A 19,812-nucleotide genomic window follows, 5' to 3' on the forward strand; every position below is an offset into this window, starting at 1 on the left:
TCTTGGTTCTCTCTCCCTTTCAAGTTCCATTATTCGGAACTCGGTTTTAGATATTGAAATCATAACCGCGACTCGCCTATGTTTGTCAACAGCGCGCCGATCACATCAAACCACTGGCGCGGGCAAGAAGGGCGGATATGGCGACGGGCGACGGCACGGTCGGAAAGGCATTGGAGGTACTGGACAGGGTGGCCGCCTACGGTCGTCCCGTGCGGTTTTCCGAACTGCTCGAGGACAGCCCGTTCCCCAAGGCGACGCTCTACCGGCTGCTTCAGACATTGGTGCATCAGCGGATGCTGTCCTTCGACGCGGAGCGCGGCACCTATGCGCCGGGGATCCGGCTGGTGCGCCTGGCGCACAATGCCTGGACCCACTCGACGCTCGCCCCCATCGCTCGCCCCCATGTCGACGCGCTAGCCGCCGAGATCGGCGAGACGGTGCATGTCGCGCAGCTCGATCACGCGCAGGTTCTCTACGTCGACAAGAGAAGCTCGGCCGTCCCGGTCGAGATGATCAGCCAGACGGGCAAGGTCGGCCCGGCCTATTGTACCGGGATCGGCAAGGCGATGCTGGCCTTCCTGCCGCTGGACCTGCTGGACTGGGTGCTCTCGCAGCAGTCCTTCCACCGGTTCACCCCCACGACGCTGACCTCCGAGCGGGCGCTGCGCCACGACCTCGAAGAAATTCGCAAGACCGGTCATGCCTTTGATCGCGAGGAGCACGAGCCGGGGATCATCTGCATTGCCGTGCCCGTGCTGACCCCCGAGGGGCGACTGCTGGGCGGTCTGTCAGTGACGTCGACCACCCGACGGCGCGGTCTCGAGGATCTCGAGCCTCTTGCGCCCCGCCTGAAGACCACCGCGGCCCGGATCGCCGCCGATGCCGAAAGCTGGCACTTTCCGGACCAGACCCCGAAACCCACTCCCGGCCGTGTCCGGGACCTGACGGAGACGACGCAATGACCGGAGTGACCCTGGACAAGGTCATCAAGAAATACGGCGACACCCAGGTAATCCATGGGGTGGACCTGGACATCAAGGATGGCGAGTTCTGCGTCTTCGTTGGTCCCTCGGGCTGCGGCAAGTCCACCCTGCTGCGCATGGTGGCAGGGCTCGAGGAAACCACCGACGGTCGCATCAGCATCGGCGCACGCGATGTGACCCATGCCGACCCGGCCGAGCGGGGAGTCGCGATGGTGTTCCAGACCTACGCGCTCTATCCGCACATGACCGTCGAAGAAAACATGGGGTTCGGCCTGAAGATGAACGGCCACCCGAAGGCCGAGATCAAGCGGAAGGTCGGCGAGGCCAGCAAGATCCTCAAGCTGGACGAGTACCTCAAGCGGAAGCCCAAGGCTCTCTCCGGCGGTCAGCGCCAGCGCGTCGCCATCGGTCGCGCCATCGTCCGCGGCCCCGAGGTGTTCCTCTTTGACGAGCCGCTGTCGAACCTCGATGCCGAGTTGCGGGTCGAGATGCGGGTCGAGATCGCGCGCCTGCACAAGGAAATCGGCGCGACGATGATCTACGTCACCCACGACCAGGTCGAGGCGATGACCCTGGCCGATAAGATCGTCGTGCTGCGCGCCGGCCGGATCGAGCAGGTGGGCGCGCCGCTCGATCTCTACAAGGATCCGGACAACCGGTTCGTTGCGGGCTTCATCGGCTCGCCGTCGATGAACTTCCTGAACGCCACCGTCGAGGGTGGTCAGCTTCGCGTGCCCGGCCTTGGTGACGCGCTGCTGCCCAGCGCCGCCCAGCTTCCGGGCGACGGCACCAAGGTCATCGTCGGCGTGCGCCCGCAGCACCTGATCGTCGATCCCTCGGGCGACAGCCACGGCGTCGACATCACCGAGGCGCTGGGCGGCGTGTCCTACGTCTACATCGACGCGCCCACCGGCGAGCGTCTGATCGTCGAAGCGCAGGAGGATCAGCCGACCGCCACCGGCGGCCGGGTCGGTCTCAATCTAGACCCCTCGCGCGTCATGGTCTTCGACGCCGAGACCGAGGCCCGCATTCGCTGACCCGAGCACTGATCGTCCTGGCCCATCCCGAACCGCGGTCCTTCACCGCAGACTGGGGCAAGGCGAGCGCGCGGGCCTGCCGCGCGCTGGGGCAGGGGGTTGAGGTATCGGACCTCTATGCCGCGGGCTTCGATCCCCGGGAACGGGCCGCGCACTATCCGGGCCTCTCGGGCGTCTTCGACGTGATGGCCGAACAGGATCGCGCCGCCTCGGAGGGCCGCCTGCCCGCCGAGGTCGAGGCCGAACTTGCCCGCATCGAGGCTGCTGACCGCATTATCTTCCACTTTCCACTCTGGTGGTTCGCGCCGCCCGCGATGCTCAAGGGCTGGACCGAACGGGTGCTGGTCCATGGCCGCGCGCACACCAGCCGACGCCGCTTTGACAAAGGGCCTTACCGGGACAAGGTGGCGCTGTTCTGCGTGACCACGGGCGCGAGCGCGGTTGAATCTGGCCCCGACGGGCGCGAAGGCGATACCCGCCTGCTGCTCTGGCCGCTGGCGCAGACGCTGCGTTACTGCGGCTTCCGGGTGAAGCAGCCGGTGCTGGTTCATGGGGTCCACGGTTTCCATAAAGGAGACGCGAAGCGGGCGCTGGAAGAGCGGTTGACGCAGGTGCTGAGGGACCAGAGGCCGCTGCTCGAAGGGTTCGACGCGCTGCCCGAGATGCGCTTCAACGCAGATACGGATTTCGACGCCGAGGGGCGGCTGCGCCCCGGCGCCGAAAGCGTCTCGCCCTTCATCGCGAAGGACTGACCACGCGCCCGAGGGCGCGCGGCCGGATCGTCAGGCGATCTCGGTCATCTCGGCAAAGCCGGTGACGCCGCGCAGGGTGACGGTGCCCGCATCCAGCGTCAGCAGCGTATCGAGCATGCCGTCGCCGTTCAGGTCGTCCTCTTTGTGGGCCAGGATGGCGGCGCCGTCCTCCAGCACCAGCATGTCTACGCCCAGCTTGAAGTCGACGATCAGATCGTCGCCTTCCTCGCCGCCGCGCAGAACGAACATGTCCGCGCCGTTGCCGCCGTTCATCTGGTCGTCGCCCGCGCCGCCGACCAGCACGTCGTCGCCGTTGCCGCCTTTCAACCAGTCGTTGCCGACGCCGCCGTCGAGATGGTCGTCGCCGTTGTCGCCGAACAGGTCGTCATCGCCAGAGTCGCCGAACATCCGGTCGTCGCCCTTTCGGCCCGCCAGCCGGTCGTTGCCCGCGCCGCCGTCCAGCAGGTCATCGCCGTTCTCGCCGATCAGGAAGTCGTCGCCATCGTCGCCGACGACCCGGTCATCGCCGTTGCCGCCGTTGAGCGTGTCATCGCCCGCCCGGCCGCGCAGAAGTTGGTCGCCGTTGCCGCCGAAGCGTTCGTCGTCCCCGAGCGTGCCGTCGAGGACCATATCGTAGTCGGCGAAGTCGATACGCGCCACCAGCGGGTCGTGGTCGCTGGCCTGGTCGGCGAACTCGGCGTTGACGTGGACCGCGTCGAACTCGGTCCGCGCGTCCAGCCCGTCGGCGACCAGGATGTGGTCCAGCGCCTGCGTGTTGCCCTGGAAGAGGTAGCTGTACCGCTCTTCCTCGTCGAGGCCGTCCCAGGTGCTGGTCAGCCCGGCGTCCTTCAGGTTCTCGACAGCCTGGAAGAACTGGAACTCGTTCAGATCGCCCACCACGGCGACGTTTGCGTCCGGCTCGGCGGCCAGCAGTGCGGCGACGTAGTCGCGGACCGCTTCGGACTGGCGCGCCCGCTCGTCCCAGCTGCCATTGAGTGGAGGCTGGTTCTCGCCGAACAGCGGTTCGCTGCCGCCCTTGGACGAGAAGTGGTTGTTGACCACCGTCACCACTTCGTCGCCGAAGGTGAAATCGGCCACGATCGGCAGGCGCGAGCCGTAGAACGGGTTCGCAGGATCGTCATGCGAGATTTCTGCGGCGACCGTCGTCACCGAGCCCTCGACCAGCGAGACCCGCTCGGGGTTGTAGAGGAACCCGGTGCGGATGTTGCCGCCCGGCGCGCCGCCGCTGGTGTTGTCACCTATGAACGTGTTGTCGATGTACTCGTAGACCGGCCCGCCCGCCGCGGCGATGGCGTCGACCAGCATCTGCAACGTCTCGTCGGCCGACACGGTTCCGTCGTCCGAGGCGCCCGAGTTATCCTGGATCTCCTGCAGGCCGATCACGTCGGGCCCGTGCATGTTGTTCGCGATCAGTGTGGCCAGCTCGTCGAACTGGCTACCGTCTGACGGGTCCAGGTTCAGCACGTTGAAACTGGAGATCGTCAGCTGCTCCTCGCGGCCTTCCAGTTCGCCTGTCTCACGCGAAAGCTGGGTCTCGGTGACGGCGAAGGCCTTGGTCGGGACCAGCTCGTAGAAGCCTTCGTTGTCGTAGCGCAGCACACCGGTCACGTTGCCCAGCAGGTCGCCCGGACCCACTAGCGGCGTGCCGAAACCGGGCAGCACGTTGCCGTCGACATCGATCTTGATCCGTTCAGGGTTGAAGTCGCCTTGCGTGAACTGGCCCGGCGTCGGTAGCGAGGGATCCTCGGAGATGGTCAGCGTGTTGCGCGACGACAGGCCCGTCGCATTCGCGCCCTGATCGGCCACCACGTAGATGTCGCCGTCGTCCGTCGGCGCGATCGCCATCGCATCGCTGATCGTGACCAGCATGCCCTCAAACTGCTCGTAGAAGGCGATGCCCTCCTCGATGCTCTCGGTCGGCGGAGTGAAACCGCCTTGGCCTATCACCACGGGGGCGGGCAGGCCGTTGCCGGTCGACAGCTCCTCGATGGCGAAGATGTCGGTCAGTTCGGTCAGGGTCAGCGTACCGAAGCCCGGGCGGAACTCGGTCACGGTGCCTTCGACCTTGACCTCGTCGCCCAGTTCCAGCGCCTCGCCGTCTGTGTTGAGCGGTGCCGAGCCGGTAAAGACGAACAGCCCGTCCGAGGTGGCCGCGTCGCCGTCCCCCGACAGGTCCTGGATGAAGAAGCCGTTGCTCTCGAGCGCGGTGACGATACCGGTGGTCAATACCGGGCTGCCCTCCAGCGCCGAGCGCTGGCCGCCGCCCTGGATCGCCGGGATCGCGGTCAGGATGAAGTCGTTCTCGGCGATCTCGACCGAGACATCCTGGATCGGGGTGTCGGTGTCGTTGAAGGCTGGATCGCCGCTCTCGGCGATGCTGTGCGTGATCGTGCCCTGGTGCAGCGAACCTTCGAACACGGCGTCATCCATCGCGCGGACGAAGACTTCCAACGGTGCAGTGTCGCCGAGGTCCACGTTCAGCGTGTCCGAGAAACTGACTCCGTCTGTGGAGAACTCCAGCTGCCCGTCTGAGCTCGTCACTTGGACGGTCACCGCACCGCTTTCCGGCGCCTGGTTCAGCGCCAGCGTGTAGCTGTCGGTCGCGCCGTCCTCGGAAACCTCGGTGCTGCCGCCGGATTGGCCGACCAGCACGGCGGGGCCGACGGGCGCGTCGGTGATGCCGGTGATGTTCAGGTTCTGGAAGGCGACCGCCTCACTGCCGTCGGTGTCGGCGGTAAGCCGTAGGGTCAGCTGATTACCCGATCCGGCGAGAGCTGTCGTAACCGTCTGCATTTCGTTGGTCAGCACGATCCCGGCCACGGTCAGCGGATCATCCAGTGTCACCAGCGTCCCACTGTCGAGCGTGTAGGTCAGGCTGCTGTCTTCGTCCGCGACCAGATCGAACGCGGTCTGGAACGGCCCGCCGTCGATCGCGTATTCCCAGAGGTACTGGTCGGCGCTTTCGAAATCGCCCATTGCCCCCATGTCGATCGACAGTTCGAGCGCGTCCACACCCATCACGTCGAACACCCAGGTCGCCGTAACCGGGCCGGCGGTGTCGCCATTGACCGTGTCGGTGACGCCGAAGAATGGATCGAGGTTGTCCTCGCCGATGATGCCCAGCGTGTCCGGCGGGAATACCGAAACCGTATCGTCCAGCAGCGCGAACGGGATCGAGGGCGAGACGGCGCGTTGGAAGACACCGAAACCGTCGCCTGCGCTCGAGAATGCCGGGGCATCGTTCACGAAGCTGACACGGTTCAACGGCGCTGCTGCACTTAGGTCGCTCGCGACGGTGACGCGGGGCGCGGAGCCGGTGATCTCGATATTCTGGAAGGCCATCGCCTCCGAGCTGCCGTCGGTCTGCGCGGTCAGGCGTACATCCAGTTGCGTCCCGGTGCCGGTCAGCGCGGCAGTAAAGGTCTGGAGGTCGTCGGTCAGCACCGTGCCATTCACGGTGATCGGATCGTCGAGCGTGAAGCTCGCGCCGCCTTCCAGCGTGTAGGTCTGGCTGCCGGTCTCGTCCACAGCCGAGGCGAAGGCCGACTGCCAGCCACCGCCGTCCAGCCGGTATTCCCAAGTGAACCAGTCGTCGGCCTCGAAATCACCCATGGCACCCATGTCGATGGACAGTTCCAGGTTGGTCGCGCTGTTCACGGCAAAGGACCACTCGGCGCTGACCGGACCGGCGTTGTCGGCATTTTCGGTGTCGGTGACGCCGAAGAACGGGTCGGTGTTGCCGTCCTTGATCACCCCAAGGCTGTCGGGCGTGAAGATCGCCAGCGAGTCATCCAGAACCGCGAACGGGATCGAGGGCGATACGCCGCGCTGAAAGATCGCGAACCCGTCGCCGGCCGAACCGAACTCCGGCGCGTCTGTGGAGAACGCCGCCAGGTTCAGATCCTCGGCCCCCAGAGCGGCGGCAATGACGCTACGCGACAGTCCGCCCTCCACGGCGATATTACGAAAGGCCATACCCTCGCTGCCGCCGTCGGTTTGCGCCGTCAGGCGCACGCGCAGCTCCGAGCCTGTGCCCGAAAGCGCTGCGCTCACTGTCTGGAAGTCGTTGGTGAGCGGTGTGCCGTTGACGCTCATCGGATCGTTCAGCGAGACGATGGCGCCGCCGTCCATCGTGTAATCGCGGGCGCCATCCTCGTCGACGGATGAGGTGAAGACCGTCACCCAGTCTCCGCCGTCGATGCTGACTTCCCAGATGAAATGGTCCGAGGTCTCGAAATCGCCCATCGCGGCCATGTCGATCGACAGGCTCAAGTCATTCTGACTGCCGATGCCGAAGGTCCAGGTCGCCGAGACTGGACCGCTGTTGTCGCCATTCTCGGTATCGGTGACGCCGAAGAACGGATCGGTGTCGTCCTCGCCCACAATACCGAGGGTGTCGCTGGCAAAGATGCTCAGGCTGTCATCCGCCAGCGAGAACGGAATGCTGTCGCCGCGCTGGAAGACGCCGAACCCGTCGCCGGGGCTGGTGAACGCCGGGGCGTCGGTCTCGAGGCTTGTCAGGTTCAGGTCGGACGAAGACGACAGGCTCGATGTCAGCAGGCTACCGGCGATGGGCATGCGATACTCCATGAAGGGAAGTCGGGCGGAATCGCCCGTTGATTGGATTCGTTAACGTTCGGGTAAGTATCCGCTCGGAGCAACAGATACGTGACACTTCGCAGGAGCTGGTGCGCCTCGAGGGTGAGGCGCACCTCCATTTCGGAAGGTGACCTATCCGAGCAGTGGTGCCGTGCGCAAAAAAAGGAAAGGGGCCCGAAACCGGACCCCTTCGCAACGAGAGAGCAGTGTATGGGTGCCGCCTCCCCGGGCGGCGCAGCGTCAGCGGCCGGAGGCCACTACGTCCGTGTGGTCGCGCAGGTAGTCCTGCCGAGCCTCGACAGAGGCGACAACGGTCGGGTCGACACAGTTTTCCTGGAGAAACGCGAATTCGTGCCGCGCGCGTTCCGGCGTGGCCGGACCGATCGGGCGGGTGTCGCCGCTGCCCGAAACGGTCACGCCTGCCGCCGACCCCAGGGTCGGAGCCACGCCGCCGCCGGTCCCCGCGACACCGGCGCCGCTGCCGCCACGGCCCACGCCGCCAGCATTGGCATAGAAGCGCGGCAACCCTGCCTGATTTCCAGTTTGACCCGCGACCAGCAGTTCCTCGGCTTCTTCCGAGGAGCCTTCTTCGCCCGCCAGCGGAAAGCCCACGCCCATGTTGGCGCCGGGCACGTAGTTCTCTGCATCCGCGGACACGGTCGCGCTGCGGCTGCCTTCTGCCCCGTCGTAGCCACCGCCGCCGAAGCTATCGGTGTCCTCGATCTGGACTACAATATCATTGCTGGCCCTTTCAGAGCTTCCGCTGACAATCATCATGACCGGAATGGCCATCATGACAACGACGCCGACCGAAATCATCCATTCGATCGTGCTTGCCCCGTTTTCATCATCGCGAAAGGCACCCAGCGATTCGCGAGAGATATTTGCTAACCCACCACCGAACATTACGCTTACCTTTTATTCACGCGGACCAACTTGGTCCGAACACTGCACTCGCCTCTAATATTACAGCAACCTTACTCAGAAGTTAACGTCGTCGTCCGAATTTGATTGCTACCTGTTGTATCGAAAATTCTGCAATAACAATGCGTTGGGAATGTGGTCAGAATAAGGCACCTTTACATTCACGTGTTCCTAACTGACGACGTAATGAATGACGCGATAAACAGAATCGTGAGTACCATCACTATGGTCGGGGCCGGAGCACTGTCGAAGACGAGGCTCAGGAATACGCCAAGCCACCCTGAAACAACGGAAATCACGGCCGACAACAACATGACAACCCCGAAGCGACGAGACCACAGAAGTGCTATCGCAGCGGGTGAAATCAGCAAGGCGATCGCCAGGATCAGGCCGACCGCGCTCAGCGCGCCGACCACCGCCAGCGAGATCATCGCAAGCATCAGATAGTGCAGAAGCCCCATTCTCAGGCCCAACGCGCGGCCGTGGGCGGGGTCGAAGACATGCAGCACCAGATCGCGGCGCAGCGCCAGGATCGTACCGCAGATCGCCAGTCCGATCCCGCCAGACACAAAGATGTCGCCACGGGTCACGCCCAGCATGTTGCCGAAGAGGATGTGGTCGAGGTGCACGTCGGTCTCGATCGCGGCGTAAAGCACCACGCCCAGTGCGAACATGGCCGAGAAGACCACGCCCATCACCGTGTCCTCCTTCACGCGGCTGTTGTCGCTCACGTAGCCGGTGGTAAGGGCACAGGCCATACCGGCAAAGAAGGCGCCGATCAGCAGCGGGATACCCGCGACATAGGCCAGCACCACGCCAGGCAGCACTGCATGGGACACCGCATCGCCCATCAGTGACCAGCCCCGCAGCACCAGGAAGGGCGAGAGCAGCGCCATCGGCAGGCAGACCAGCGTGGTGATCACGAAGGCCCGCTGCATGAAGGGCAGGGACAGGGCCAGGTTCAGCGTCTCGATCATGGCAGAGCCTCGCGCATCTTGCGCCGCGCCGCCAGGCGCCCGTGCTTGGGCGCGAAGACGAAGGCCATGCCAAAGGCCGCCGCCTGCATCAACACGATCAGCCCGCCGGAGTTAACATCGAGAAAATAGCTGAGATACGCCCCCAGTGCCCCGGTGACGGTCCCGATCAGCACCGCGATCTGGATCAGGCGCGGAAAGCGGTCGGTCAGCAGGTAGGCCGTCGCTCCCGGCGTCACCACCATCGAGATCACCAGGAACGCGCCGACCGTCTGAAGCGCCGCCACCGTCGAGGCGCTTAGCAACGTGAAGAACAGCAGCCGCAGCCGTACCGGGCTGAGTCCGACCGTGCGGGCGTGGTTCTCGTCGAAAAACACCACCATCAGGTCGCGCCACTTGAACGCCAGCACGGTCAGGCTGATGCCTCCGATCAGCGCCAGCTGCACGATGTCGCCCTGCGTGATCGCCAGCACGTTGCCGAGGATGATCCGCTGCACGTCCACCGCCGCGGGGTTGAGCGAGACCATGAACAGGCCCAGCCCGAAGAAGCTGGTGAAGATCAGGCCGATGATCGCGTCCTCTTTCAGGCGTGTGCGGTTGTTCAGGAACAGCATCGCCCCCGCCGCCATGCCGCCCGAGAGGAATGCGCCAAACGCGAAGGGCAGACCCAGCATGTAGGCCCCGGCGACGCCCGGCACGATGGCATGGCTCAGCGCGTCGCCGATCAGCGACCAGCCCTTGAGCATCAGGTAGGCGGACAGGAACGCGCAGAGCGCGCCGACCATGGCGCTCACCCAGACCGCGTTCGCCATGTACGCGTAGGAAAACGGCTCCAGCAGGGTGTTCATTCCTCGGTCTCGCCGTAAATCACGAAGGGTCGTTCGTCGTCCGAGATCACCGTGACCTGCCGCCGGTCCTGTCGGTCCTTGTGCAGGTCGCCGCCGCCGAGAATGAAGTGGCGCAACACGCCGCCGAAAGCGCGCTCCAGGTTCTCGGGGGTGAAGACCTCTTCAGTTTCGCCCTCGCATAGCACCGTGCGGTTGATCAGAACGGCGCGGTCGCAGAACTCGGGGACCGAGCCGAGGTTGTGCGTCGAGACCAGCATCACGCAGCCCTCTTCCCGCAGCGACCTGAGAAGCGCGATGATCTCGGTTTCGGTTTTCACGTCGACGCCGGTGAAGGGCTCGTCCAGCAGGATCACCCGGCCTTCCTGTGCCAGTGCGCGCGCAAGGAAGACGCGCTTCTTCTGCCCGCCCGACAACTCGCCAATCTGGCGGTGGCGGAAAGCGGTCATGCCGACGCGCTCCAGCGCCTCGTCGACTTTGGCGCGGTCGGCTGGCCTGGCGCGGCGCAGCCAGCCCATGCGGCCGTAGCGGCCCATCATCACCACGTCCTCGACCAGGATCGGGAAATCCCAGTCTACCTCCTCGGCCTGCGGAACATAGGCGACTTCGCTGGATCGCAGCGCCTGCGCCGCCGGTTCGCCCATGATCGTCACGCTGCCCGAGGCCAGAGGCACGAAGCCCATGATCGCCTTGAACAGTGTCGACTTGCCTGCCCCGTTCACCCCTACCAGCGCGGTGATCGATCCACGCGGAATGTGCAGGCTGGCATCCTCCAGCGCGGTCATCCCGTTGCGATAGGTGACAGACGCGTTTTCCACCACCAGCCCGTCGGCTGGCGCGTCGGGGATGGGGGCGGGGCGGTTCATTCGGTCAGACCCTCGGCAATTGTGGTCGTGGTCACGCGCAGCAGGTCCAGGTAGGTCGGCACCGCCCCATCCGCTTCGGAAAGGCTGTCGACATAGAGTACACCGCCGTATTCGGCGTCGGTCTCGCGGGCGATCTGCTGCGCCGCGTCGGGGCTGATCGTACTTTCCGAGAACACCACCGGGATGCCTTCCTGCCGGACCGTGTCGATCACCTTGCGCACCTGTTGCGGCGTGCCCTGCTGATCGGCGTTGATGGGCCAGATGTAGAGTTCCTTAAGCCCGAAGTCCCGTGCGAGATAGCTGAACGCGCCCTCCGAGGACACCAGCCAGCGCTTCTCCTCGGGGATCGCGGCCAGGCTTTCGCGGATCGGCTCGGCCACGGCGTCGATCTCGGCCTTGTAGGCCTCGGCGTTCGCCAGATAGGTCTCGGCGTTCCCGGGGTCGTGCTCGGCGAAGGCGGCGGCGATGTTGTCGACATAGATCTTCGCGTCGCTGGGCGACATCCAGGCATGTGGGTTGGGCTTGCCCGAATACGGGCCGTCGGCAATCGACATCGGCTCTACCCCGTCCGAGACGGTCACCTCTGGCACGTCCTTCAGGTTTGCGAGGAACTTCTCGAACCATAACTCCAGGTTCATGCCGTTCCAGAGGATCAGGTCGGCGTCCATCGCGCCGATTATGTCGCGCGGCGTGGGCTCGTAGTTGTGGATCTCGGCACCCGGCTTGGTGATCGACACAACCTCGGCCGCGTCGCCCGCGACGTTGCGGGCCATGTCGGCAATGACTGTGAACGTGGTGGCAACCTTGAAGTCCTGTGCCTGCGCGGGCAGGGCGGCCAGCAAGGCCATCAGGGTGGCGGTGGTGCGGTTCAGCATCGTCGGATTCCCTGTCGTTGTTTGAAAGGGATGTAGCAGCAATTTCTGCAAATGCAAACCGTTCGCAATAACTGGGGTTTCTTATTGCAACTGAAACGCAAGAAGGTAGATTTCGCAGCATGACGACACAGGATCGTAACCAGGCCCTCGAGGCCACGCTGCGCGCCGCAGGGCTGCGGATCACGCGCCCGCGCCGCATCATTCTGCAGATCCTGGCCGAGACCGACGATCACCCGGACGCGACGCAGATCTTCCAGCGGGCGGTGAAACAGGACGCGCAGATCTCGCTGGCGACGGTCTATCGCACCATGAAGGCGCTGGAAGAGACGGGGGCGATCCAGCGTCACGCCTTCGGCGACGGTCCCGCGCGTTTCGAGCAGGCCGCCGAGGAGCACCACGACCACCTGATCGACGTCGAGACCGGCGATGTGATCGAGTTCACCTCGGCGCGGATCGAGGCGCTGCAGGACGAGATCGCCGAGCGCCTCGGTTACGAGATCGTGCATCACAAGCTGGAACTCTACGGCCGCAAGATCCGCTAGGAGGCAGCGCGGGCGATGCAAGGCCCGGCAAGGCTCCGCCGGCCTGTCGGCGGGCTGTTGCCGGATGGTTGAAGGGGCCGTCGCAGGCTCACAGGTACAGGGGGCCGACGGGTGGTGCGCCGCCCGAAATTCACCCTCAGGACAAAGGATTGTCCATGAAACTTGCCACCAAGATGACACGCGCTGCGGCCGTTTCGACGACCGCACTGACCGTCGCCCTTGCCGCGCCGCTTTCGGCCCAGACCACCGGCGAAGCGCCGGTGCAGCCCGCCGCTCCGGCCGCTCCCGTTGAGGCGCCGCAGGCCGTCGAGACTGCCGCTAACTACACTGACGAGAAGCTCGAGGCTTTCGTCTCGGCGATCTCTGACGTTCAGGATGTCAGCGCGAGCTATGCCGAGAAGCTGAACGGCGTCAGCGATCAGACCGAGCAGCAGGCGCTGGTGAAAGAGGCGCAGGATGCGATGGTGAAGGCGGTCGAGGAGACCCCGAACATCACCGTCCAGGAATATCAGGAGATCGGCGCCGCGGCGCAGCAGGACGAGGCGCTCGGCCAGCGTATCGCCGCGATCGTCTCCCAGACGCCGGCGGAGTGATCCGCCGGCGGTTCCGGGCCGCGTTTTCGAGTCGCGCGCCCCGGGGCGGTGCGGAAGGGGCGTCACGATCGTGGCGCCCCTTCTTTCTTGCCTGCCTCTCTGGCCTTGGCGGCGGCGCAGAGCTATCCAAGAGGTGACCCTGACCAAAAGGCCGAAATTCGTGACCGACGCCGCGACCACGCCCCAGTACCTGACCACCCGCGAGGTGGCGGACCTGCTGCGCGTCAAGGAACGCAAGGTCTACGACCTCGCCGCGGCGGGCGAGATCCCGCATGTGCGCGTCACCGGCAAGCTGCTGTTTCCTGCCGACGAGATTCGCGGCTGGATCGGCGGCGTGCCCGCCGAGCGCCCGGCCGTGGTCGCGGGCTCGCATGATCCGCTGCTCGACTGGGCGGTGCGGGAATCGGGCTGCGGCCTCGCGACGCTTTTCGAGGGCAGCGGCGGCGGGCTTGACCGCTTTGAGGCGGGCGATGCCGCCCTGACCGGCCTGCACATTCCCGAGGACGACGGCTGGAACACCGCCACCATCGCTGCGCGCGGCCTTTCGGGTTGCGTGCTGCTGGGCTTCGCCCGCCGCAGCCAGGGCCTGATCCTGGCGCCGGGGCTTGAGGGGCAGGTGAAGACCCTTGCGGATCTCACGGGGCGGCGGGTGATCCTGCGCCAGCCGGGGGCGGGCGCACGGGCGCTCTTTGACCGCTTGGCCGCTGGGGCGGGACTGGACGGGGTGGATTTCCTGGACAGCCCGGCCCGGACCGAAACCGACGCCGCGCAGGCTGTCGCCTCTGGCGAGGCCGATGCCGCGCTGGGTCTGTCGGCAGCGGCGCAGCCCTACCGGCTGGGCTTCGTGCCGCTGGCCGAAGAGCAGTTCGACCTGCTGATCGACCGTCGCGCCTATTTCACGCCGCCGGTGCAGGCCCTGCTGTCCTTCGCGCGCTCCGAGGTTTTCGCCGCCAAGGCTCGTGCTATGGGCGGCTACGACCTGGCCCCGATGGGCCAGGTCCGGTGGCTGTCGCCCTAGGCTCAGCCGGTGGTCGCGTCACTCTGCTTCGCAGCGTTGGGGAAGAACAGCTGCTGCCCGTCGATCTTGTAACCGGCGATGGCGGCCTGTCCCTCGGGCGAGATCACCCAGTCGACAAAGGCCTGCCCAGCCTCGGCCTTCACGTTGTCGTGCTTCTCGGGGTTCACGAGGATGATGCCGTACTGGTTGAACATCTTCGGATCGCCCTCGACGACGACCTCGTAGTCGCCCTTGTTGCCGAAGCTGATCCATGTCGCCCGGTCGGTCATCACGTAAGCGCCCATGCCGGTGCCGGTGTTCAACGTCGCGCCCATACCCGAGCCGGTTTCGCGATACCAGCCACCCGAAACCCCCGAGACGTCGATTCCGGCCTGGTCCCACAGCCGCAGTTCGGCCTTGTTGGTGCCGCTGTCATCCCCGCGCGAGGCGAACGGGGCCTCGGCCTCGGCGACCTTGGTCAATGCGGCGACCACGTCCGACATTCCCGCGACACCCGCCGGATCTGCGGGCGGACCGACGATGACGAAGTCGTTGTACATGACATCGAAACGCTCGACCCCATGACCTGCCTCGACGAAGGCCTCCTCGGAGGGCTTGGCATGCACGAACAGCACGTCGCCGTCGCCGTTCTCGGCGTTCTTGATCGCCTGCCCGGTTCCGACCGCGACCACGCGCACCTCGATTCCGGTCTTCTCGGTGAACATCGGCAGGATGTGGTCGAACAGCCCCGAGTTCTGGGTCGAGGTCGTGGACTGCACCACGATGAACTCGTCTGCCGCTGCGACCGGCCCGGCGAGTGCCAGCGCGGTCAAGGCCGAGGCAAGAAAAGTGCGTCTGAACATGGAAAGATCTCCCTAATGAATGGATGGGGCCTCTCAGGGCCCGAGGTGCAGCCGCCCCTCGAGCCAGGCCGTCGCGGCCTCGGATCGGGGGTGGTTTAGGACCAGCGCCGCCGGACCGCTTTCAGCAACCCGTCCGGCGTGCAGGAATACGATGTCGTCTGCCAGGCGGCGCGCCTGTCCGGCATCATGGGTGACCATCACCACCGTGACGCCAGAGGCGTGGGCAGCATTCACAGCCTCTTCGATTAGTGCGGTCGAGGCCGGATCGAGGCTCGCCGTCGGCTCGTCCAGCATCAGCAGCCTCGGACGGCAGGCCAGCGCGCGGGCGATGGCCAGCCGCTGCTGCTCTCCGCCCGAGAGCACGCGGGCCGGGCGATGCGCCAGTTTCGACAGCCGCGCCTGCTCCAGTGCCGCTTCGGCGCGGGCGCGCCGTTCGCGCCGGGGCACGCCCTGCACAGCCAAGGCGAAACGCAGGTTCGCCAGCACCGAACGGCGCAGCATCACCGGCGACTGGAACACCAGCGCCTGTTGCGCCCGCGCGGCGCGGTCCAGCGCGGCACCGTTCCAAAGCACCTGCCCGGCGCTGGGCCGGATCAACCCGTGCAGTACCCGCAAAAGCAGGCTCTTGCCGCTGCCGTTCGCGCCCATGATGACGGTGCGCCGCCCCCCGGCGATCTCGCAGTCGATCCCGTTCAGCAGGACCTGCCCGCCGATGCGCAGGCGAATGTCGCAGGCTTCGGCCAGCGGGGCAGGGGGCCGGGGCTCGGCCGCGAAGGGCGTGCCGCAGATCGGCTCGTTCGCAAGCATCCGGATCTCACGCATAGGCCGCCCTCACCGCCGAGGCGCGCAGGGCCATGACCAGCGCGTTCACCGCGACCGCCAGCACCAGCAGCACGGTCCCCAATGCGAGCGCAAGTTCCAGATTGCCCTTCGACGTTTCCAGCGCGATCGTCGTCGTCATCACCCGTGTGACGTGATTGATGTTGCCGCCCACGATGATCACCGCGCCGACCTCGGCCACCGCACGGCCGAAACCGGCCAGCACCACCGTGAGCAGCGAATAGCGGGCATCCCACAGCAGGGCGCCGACCCGGTCTACCGCTCCGACGCCGAGCGAGGCGAACTGTTCCGCATATTCGCCGTGCAGATCCTCGACCACCTGCCGGGTCAGGGCCGCGATGATCGGCGTGACCAGGACCGTCTGTGCGATGATCATCGCGGTCGGGGTGTAGAGCAGCCCAAGAACGCCAAGCGGACCCGCGGCCGAGAGCGAAAGGTAGACCAGCAAGCCAACGACAACCGGCGGCAGGCCCATCAGCGCGTTCATCAGGACAATGAGTATGGCGCGGCCGGGGAACCGGAATGCTCCCGCGACCGCGCCGAGCGGCAGGCCGATGGCGCCCCCAAGCGCCACCGCCGTCAAGGTCACGCGCAAGGACAGGCCGATGATCTCCATCAGATCCGGGTCACCCGACAGGATCAGACCTATCGCTTGAGCCAGGACCTCCCCAAACCCGTCCATGCTTGCGTTCCTTTCGCCGTCCGGGAGAGAATGCACAATAATGCAGGAAAATCCAAGAGCGCACGTGGCGGCAGGAATGCTATGCCTGCAGAAAGACATTCTGATTGAAAGGATTGCCTCATGCCCCGTTTCGGAGCCGGTTCCAGGGATTCACTCCGCGAGGGCGAGTTGACCGCGGTGGGGCCGCCGCCGGACGATGCGCAACTTCTGTTCATCGGCCGGATTCGCACACCGTGGACGGCGCGGGAGTTCTGCCCCCGGCAAGGTTCGGACGACGGGCCCGAGTGCCGGATCGAGTTGTTCTCGCCCTGGGACAGGGCGGTTTCGGGCCTCGGAGAGCACAACCGGATCGAGGTGCTCTACTGGCTGGACCGGGCGCGGCGCGACCTGGTCGTGCAGAATCCGTGCGGCGACGGGCGGCTTTACGGTACGTTCGCGCTGCGCTCGCCGGTCCGGCCCAATCCGATCGGCACCGCCGAGCCGCTTCTGCTGGGGATCGAAGGGCCGATCCTGAGGGTGCGCGGGCTCGATTGCCTAGACGGTACTCCACTGCTGGACCTCAAGCCTGCCCGGGCAAGCTTCTCGCCCAAGGCGTGTCCAAAGCCGGGCGTGAGTGTCTGAACACTGGGCATGATGTGGGCAGGGGGCTGAAAAAAGCGACGCACCAGGGCCTCCGGCGGCTAGGCCTCGGTTGACCTTCCGGGGGTGTGGGGCTAGGCAATTCCGGGAATGCACCGCGGGCGTGGCCCGCCCGCGCATGGGAGTGTCCGTTTTGGAAGAACTGCTCAGAGAATACCTGCCGATTCTGGTATTCCTCGGCCTGGCCATCGCCCTGGGCCTGATCCTGATGCTGGCGGCGGTCATCGTCGCTGTCCGCAATCCCGACGCCGAGAAGGTCAGCGCCTACGAATGCGGCTTCAACGCATTCGACGATGCGCGCATGAAATTTGACGTCCGGTTCTACCTGGTGTCGATTCTGTTCATCATCTTCGACCTCGAGGTTGCGTTCCTGTTCCCCTGGGCCGCCAGCTTCCAGTACCAGGGCCTGTTCGGCTTCTGGTCGATGGTGGTGTTCCTCGGCGTTCTGACCGTCGGCTTCGCCTACGAATGGAAGAAGGGAGCTCTCGAATGGGAGTGAGCACCAACGTCGCGTCCGCAGGCCCCGACAAGGAGGCCGCGACCACCGCGCTGTCGACCGAGCTTCAGGACAAGGGTTTCTTGCTGACCTCGACCGAGGCGGCGATCAACTGGGCGCGCACCGGAAGCTTGCACTGGATGACCTTCGGTCTGGCCTGCTGCGCCGTCGAGATGATGCACACCTCGATGCCACGCTACGACCTCGAGCGTTTCGGCACCGCGCCGCGCGCGTCTCCGCGCCAGTCCGACCTGATGATCGTCGCTGGTACGCTTACCAACAAGATGGCCCCGGCGCTGCGCAAGGTCTACGATCAGATGCCCGAGCCGCGTTACGTCATCTCGATGGGTTCCTGCGCCAACGGCGGCGGCTACTATCACTACAGCTACTCGGTGGTGCGCGGCTGCGACCGTATCGTGCCGGTGGACGTCTACGTGCCCGGCTGCCCGCCGACGGCCGAAGCACTGCTCTACGGCATCCTGCAACTGCAGCGGAAAATCCGCCGCACCGGCACCATCACCCGCTAAGGAAGGGGCACCATATGGCAGAGGCGCTTGCAGAGCTGGGCGGATTGATCTCGCAGCGGCAGGAAGACGCGATCATCGACGCCCGTGTGGAGCGGGGCGAGCTTGTCGTCACCGTCGGCGCGGCCGCCGTCGCGGCCTTCGTGAAGTTCCTCAAGACCGACACCTCGTGCCAGTTCACCTCTCTGGTGGACATCACGGCGGTGGACTACCCGGCGCGGGAAAAGCGGTTCGATGTGGTCTATCACTTCCTGTCGATGACCCAGAACCAGCGGATCCGCGTCAAGGTTGCCGTCCGCGAGGACGAGATCGTGCCCTCGATCACCGAAATTCACCCCTCGGCCAACTGGTTCGAGCGGGAAGTGTTCGACATGTACGGCATCATGTTCTCGGGCCACCCGGACTTGCGCCGGATCCTGACCGACTACGGCTTCCGCGGCCATCCGCTGCGCAAGGACTTCCCGACGACCGGCTATGTCGAGGTCCGCTACGACGAGGTCGAGAAGCGGGTGATCTACGAGCCGGTGCAACTGGTGCAGGACTACCGCCAGTTCGACTTCATGAGCCCCTGGGAGGGTGCCGATTACATCCTGCCCGGTGACGAGAAGTCGGAGGAAAAGGCAGGCTGATGGCCGAGCCCACGATCCTCATCTGCGTCGGTGCCCAGAAAGCGGGGACAAGCTGGCTCTACAGCTATCTCCGCGGGCATCCTGATGTGCATCTCCGCGGCGTGAAGGAGATGCACTACTTCGACGCGATGATGGATCCTGAGCATACCTACTACTGGCAACTCCACCAAAGGCGTGCGTCGAGCCTTCGTTGCCGCCTGCGCGGTACGGCGCCGTGGAGGCACAGGGATCTGCGCGCCAAGCTGCGGGACAATGAGGACTGGCTGAAGATCCGGCCCGGAGAACCGGGCGATCACCGCAGCTACCTCGACTACCTTTCGAAGGGGCGCCGGAACCGCCGCCTGATCGGTGACGTGACGCCTTGCTACGCGACGCTCAAGCGAGACGATTTCCGCCAGATGGCCGAACTGGGTGACGATGTCCGAATGGTCTACATTCTCCGCGACCCCGTCGACCGGGTTTGGTCGCAGGCCCGTATGATGGGCAAGCGGCGGGCCGAGGCGGATCGCCGTCAGCAATCGGTGGCAGAACGCAATATCGATCGCTTCCTTCGCGGCGAGGCTGAGGGCTTCCTGTCCCGCTCGGATTACGAACGATCCTTGACCGAGTTGACCGCTGTCGTGCCGCGCGACCGGCTGCATTTCACCTTTTACGAAGAACTGTTCTCGGAGCCCGCACTCGAGCGCCTACGGGGCTTTCTGGGCCTGGCGCCGCACGCGGCGGATACCGGCCGCGTTCAGAACCAGGGCGTTCCGATGACCCTTGATGCCGACCGCAAGGCGCAGGCGCTGGCCCTGTTGCGTCGGCAATACGACTTCTGCAACGAGTTCTTCGACGGCCGTCTGCCCGAGCGTTGGCAGTCCCGCATGGCGGAGGCGTGAGATGCATGACCGTAGTACCATTGCCCGCATAGTGAGGCCGCTGAACAAGAAGGAGGCAATGACATGGCTCTGATGTCCTGGCTGATAGGCGCCATCCTTCTCGGCGTCCCGCTCTACAAGCTTCTGCCGCGCGCGGGGATGAACCCGCTGCTCGCGCTCTCGGCCGTCATCCCGTTGGCCGGCATCATCGTGCTGTGGATCGTGGCCTTCCGCGCCTGGCCCGGCGACAACCCATCCGAAAGGTTCTGAG

At 65.4% G+C, this 19,812-nt stretch carries 21 protein-coding genes; 12 read left to right on the forward strand and 9 right to left on the reverse strand.

Features of this window, described 5'->3' with window-relative positions:
* Window positions 1-137: 137 nt before the first annotated feature.
* The 3 genes from ACW9UR_RS21470 to ACW9UR_RS21480 are packed head-to-tail and all read left to right on the forward strand — an operon-like array spanning window position 138 to window position 2,772.
* The gene (locus ACW9UR_RS21470; RefSeq protein ID WP_458919116.1) at window positions 138-962 is read left to right on the forward strand and encodes an IclR family transcriptional regulator; all 825 of its coding nucleotides are present in this window, start codon (window positions 138-140) and stop codon (window positions 960-962) included.
* Window positions 959-2,020 carry an ABC transporter ATP-binding protein gene (locus ACW9UR_RS21475; protein ID WP_458919117.1) on the forward strand — a complete coding sequence of 354 codons (1,062 nt, stop codon included), beginning with the start codon at window positions 959-961 and terminating at the stop codon, window positions 2,018-2,020. The genes ACW9UR_RS21470 and ACW9UR_RS21475 overlap by 4 nt, the downstream gene beginning before the upstream one ends.
* Before the next feature lie 11 nt (window positions 2,021-2,031).
* Complete coding sequence (locus ACW9UR_RS21480; RefSeq protein ID WP_458919294.1) at window positions 2,032-2,772, forward strand: NAD(P)H-dependent oxidoreductase; 741 nt, start codon at window positions 2,032-2,034, stop codon at window positions 2,770-2,772.
* A 30-nt stretch (window positions 2,773-2,802) separates the two neighbouring features.
* Here the strand turns inward: ACW9UR_RS21480 and ACW9UR_RS21485 are convergent, their stop codons facing one another.
* From ACW9UR_RS21485 to ACW9UR_RS21510, 6 genes are all read right to left on the reverse strand, one after another.
* Entirely contained in the window at window positions 2,803-7,371 is a 4,569-nt protein-coding gene (locus ACW9UR_RS21485) for an endonuclease/exonuclease/phosphatase family protein (protein ID WP_458919118.1), read from the reverse strand.
* A 261-nt stretch (window positions 7,372-7,632) separates the two neighbouring features.
* Window positions 7,633-8,298 (reverse strand): hypothetical protein, encoded by a 666-nt coding sequence (locus ACW9UR_RS21490; RefSeq protein WP_458919119.1) that lies wholly within the window; start codon window positions 8,296-8,298, stop codon window positions 7,633-7,635.
* Window positions 8,299-8,477: 179 nt separating this feature from the next.
* Window positions 8,478-9,293, reverse strand: coding sequence for a metal ABC transporter permease (locus tag ACW9UR_RS21495; protein WP_458919120.1), 816 nt, complete (start codon window positions 9,291-9,293; stop codon window positions 8,478-8,480).
* Entirely contained in the window at window positions 9,290-10,138 is an 849-nt protein-coding gene (locus ACW9UR_RS21500) for a metal ABC transporter permease (protein ID WP_458919121.1), read from the reverse strand. The genes ACW9UR_RS21495 and ACW9UR_RS21500 overlap by 4 nt, the downstream gene beginning before the upstream one ends.
* Window positions 10,135-11,001 (reverse strand): manganese/iron ABC transporter ATP-binding protein, encoded by an 867-nt coding sequence (locus ACW9UR_RS21505; protein WP_458919122.1) that lies wholly within the window; start codon window positions 10,999-11,001, stop codon window positions 10,135-10,137. The genes ACW9UR_RS21500 and ACW9UR_RS21505 overlap by 4 nt, the downstream gene beginning before the upstream one ends.
* Window positions 10,998-11,876 (reverse strand): metal ABC transporter substrate-binding protein, encoded by an 879-nt coding sequence (locus ACW9UR_RS21510; protein ID WP_458919123.1) that lies wholly within the window; start codon window positions 11,874-11,876, stop codon window positions 10,998-11,000. Before ACW9UR_RS21510 ends, ACW9UR_RS21505 begins: the two co-directional genes overlap by 4 nt.
* A gap of 119 nt (window positions 11,877-11,995) precedes the next feature.
* Here ACW9UR_RS21510 and ACW9UR_RS21515 point away from each other — a divergent pair, with 119 nt between their 5' ends.
* The 3 genes from ACW9UR_RS21515 to ACW9UR_RS21525 all read left to right on the forward strand — a co-directional run bounded on the left by ACW9UR_RS21515 (window position 11,996) and on the right by ACW9UR_RS21525 (window position 14,029).
* Complete coding sequence (locus ACW9UR_RS21515; protein WP_458919124.1) at window positions 11,996-12,418, forward strand: Fur family transcriptional regulator; 423 nt, start codon at window positions 11,996-11,998, stop codon at window positions 12,416-12,418.
* A 155-nt stretch (window positions 12,419-12,573) separates the two neighbouring features.
* Window positions 12,574-13,011 carry a DUF4168 domain-containing protein gene (locus ACW9UR_RS21520; RefSeq protein ID WP_458919125.1) on the forward strand — a complete coding sequence of 146 codons (438 nt, stop codon included), beginning with the start codon at window positions 12,574-12,576 and terminating at the stop codon, window positions 13,009-13,011.
* A 133-nt stretch (window positions 13,012-13,144) separates the two neighbouring features.
* The gene (locus tag ACW9UR_RS21525) at window positions 13,145-14,029 is read left to right on the forward strand and encodes a substrate-binding domain-containing protein (protein WP_458919126.1); all 885 of its coding nucleotides are present in this window, start codon (window positions 13,145-13,147) and stop codon (window positions 14,027-14,029) included.
* A gap of 2 nt (window positions 14,030-14,031) precedes the next feature.
* Here ACW9UR_RS21525 and ACW9UR_RS21530 read toward each other — a convergent pair whose 3' ends face one another.
* The 3 genes from ACW9UR_RS21530 to ACW9UR_RS21540 are packed head-to-tail and all read right to left on the reverse strand — an operon-like array spanning window position 14,032 to window position 16,393.
* The gene (locus ACW9UR_RS21530; protein ID WP_458919127.1) at window positions 14,032-14,871 is read right to left on the reverse strand and encodes an ABC transporter substrate-binding protein; all 840 of its coding nucleotides are present in this window, start codon (window positions 14,869-14,871) and stop codon (window positions 14,032-14,034) included.
* A gap of 33 nt (window positions 14,872-14,904) precedes the next feature.
* Window positions 14,905-15,693: an ATP-binding cassette domain-containing protein gene (locus ACW9UR_RS21535; protein ID WP_458919128.1), complete on the reverse strand. Its 789-nt coding sequence runs from the start codon at window positions 15,691-15,693 to the stop codon at window positions 14,905-14,907.
* The gene (locus ACW9UR_RS21540) at window positions 15,686-16,393 is read right to left on the reverse strand and encodes an ABC transporter permease (RefSeq protein ID WP_458919129.1); all 708 of its coding nucleotides are present in this window, start codon (window positions 16,391-16,393) and stop codon (window positions 15,686-15,688) included. The genes ACW9UR_RS21535 and ACW9UR_RS21540 overlap by 8 nt, the downstream gene beginning before the upstream one ends.
* Window positions 16,394-16,513: 120 nt before the next feature.
* Here ACW9UR_RS21540 and ACW9UR_RS21545 point away from each other — a divergent pair, with 120 nt between their 5' ends.
* From ACW9UR_RS21545 to ACW9UR_RS21570, 6 genes are all read left to right on the forward strand, one after another.
* Window positions 16,514-17,014, forward strand: coding sequence for an SAM-dependent methyltransferase (locus ACW9UR_RS21545; RefSeq protein ID WP_458919130.1), 501 nt, complete (start codon window positions 16,514-16,516; stop codon window positions 17,012-17,014).
* 151 nt (window positions 17,015-17,165) lie between these two features.
* Window positions 17,166-17,531 (forward strand): NADH-quinone oxidoreductase subunit A, encoded by a 366-nt coding sequence (locus tag ACW9UR_RS21550; protein ID WP_458919131.1) that lies wholly within the window; start codon window positions 17,166-17,168, stop codon window positions 17,529-17,531.
* Complete coding sequence (locus ACW9UR_RS21555) at window positions 17,522-18,055, forward strand: NuoB/complex I 20 kDa subunit family protein (RefSeq protein ID WP_458919132.1); 534 nt, start codon at window positions 17,522-17,524, stop codon at window positions 18,053-18,055. The genes ACW9UR_RS21550 and ACW9UR_RS21555 overlap by 10 nt, the downstream gene beginning before the upstream one ends.
* 14 nt (window positions 18,056-18,069) lie before the next feature.
* Window positions 18,070-18,681 carry an NADH-quinone oxidoreductase subunit C gene (locus ACW9UR_RS21560; protein WP_458919133.1) on the forward strand — a complete coding sequence of 204 codons (612 nt, stop codon included), beginning with the start codon at window positions 18,070-18,072 and terminating at the stop codon, window positions 18,679-18,681.
* Window positions 18,681-19,562, forward strand: coding sequence for a sulfotransferase (locus tag ACW9UR_RS21565; protein WP_458919134.1), 882 nt, complete (start codon window positions 18,681-18,683; stop codon window positions 19,560-19,562). Before ACW9UR_RS21560 ends, ACW9UR_RS21565 begins: the two co-directional genes overlap by 1 nt.
* Before the next feature lie 63 nt (window positions 19,563-19,625).
* A complete protein-coding gene (locus ACW9UR_RS21570) occupies window positions 19,626-19,811 on the forward strand; it encodes a hypothetical protein (RefSeq protein ID WP_458919135.1) in 186 nt (61 codons plus the stop codon).
* The last annotated feature ends 1 nt before the right edge of the window (window position 19,812 follow it).

It is taken from the genome of Halovulum sp. GXIMD14794, assembly GCF_054457455.1.

Bases quoted from the DNA above. Each gene is read 5' to 3' on its own strand.
- ACW9UR_RS21495 (WP_458919120.1), bottom strand. From the start codon at position 9,293: ATGATCGAGACGCTGAACCTGGCCCTGTCCCTGCCCTTCATGCAGCGG.
- ACW9UR_RS21500 (WP_458919121.1), bottom strand. From the start codon at position 10,138: ATGAACACCCTGCTGGAGCCGTTTTCCTACGCGTACATGGCGAACGCG.
- ACW9UR_RS21545 (WP_458919130.1), top strand. From the start codon at position 16,514: ATGCCCCGTTTCGGAGCCGGTTCCAGGGATTCACTCCGCGAGGGCGAG.
- ACW9UR_RS21485 (WP_458919118.1), bottom strand. From the start codon at position 7,371: ATGCCCATCGCCGGTAGCCTGCTGACATCGAGCCTGTCGTCTTCGTCC.
- ACW9UR_RS21515 (WP_458919124.1), top strand. From the start codon at position 11,996: ATGACGACACAGGATCGTAACCAGGCCCTCGAGGCCACGCTGCGCGCC.
- ACW9UR_RS21510 (WP_458919123.1), bottom strand. From the start codon at position 11,876: ATGCTGAACCGCACCACCGCCACCCTGATGGCCTTGCTGGCCGCCCTG.
- ACW9UR_RS21540 (WP_458919129.1), bottom strand. From the start codon at position 16,393: ATGGACGGGTTTGGGGAGGTCCTGGCTCAAGCGATAGGTCTGATCCTG.
- ACW9UR_RS21520 (WP_458919125.1), top strand. From the start codon at position 12,574: ATGAAACTTGCCACCAAGATGACACGCGCTGCGGCCGTTTCGACGACC.
- ACW9UR_RS21530 (WP_458919127.1), bottom strand. From the start codon at position 14,871: ATGTTCAGACGCACTTTTCTTGCCTCGGCCTTGACCGCGCTGGCACTC.
- ACW9UR_RS21475 (WP_458919117.1), top strand. From the start codon at position 959: ATGACCGGAGTGACCCTGGACAAGGTCATCAAGAAATACGGCGACACC.
- ACW9UR_RS21470 (WP_458919116.1), top strand. From the start codon at position 138: ATGGCGACGGGCGACGGCACGGTCGGAAAGGCATTGGAGGTACTGGAC.
- ACW9UR_RS21535 (WP_458919128.1), bottom strand. From the start codon at position 15,693: ATGCGTGAGATCCGGATGCTTGCGAACGAGCCGATCTGCGGCACGCCC.
- ACW9UR_RS21505 (WP_458919122.1), bottom strand. From the start codon at position 11,001: ATGAACCGCCCCGCCCCCATCCCCGACGCGCCAGCCGACGGGCTGGTG.
- ACW9UR_RS21570 (WP_458919135.1), top strand. From the start codon at position 19,626: ATGGCTCTGATGTCCTGGCTGATAGGCGCCATCCTTCTCGGCGTCCCG.
- ACW9UR_RS21490 (WP_458919119.1), bottom strand. From the start codon at position 8,298: ATGTTCGGTGGTGGGTTAGCAAATATCTCTCGCGAATCGCTGGGTGCC.
- ACW9UR_RS21560 (WP_458919133.1), top strand. From the start codon at position 18,070: ATGGCAGAGGCGCTTGCAGAGCTGGGCGGATTGATCTCGCAGCGGCAG.
- ACW9UR_RS21565 (WP_458919134.1), top strand. From the start codon at position 18,681: ATGGCCGAGCCCACGATCCTCATCTGCGTCGGTGCCCAGAAAGCGGGG.
- ACW9UR_RS21555 (WP_458919132.1), top strand. From the start codon at position 17,522: ATGGGAGTGAGCACCAACGTCGCGTCCGCAGGCCCCGACAAGGAGGCC.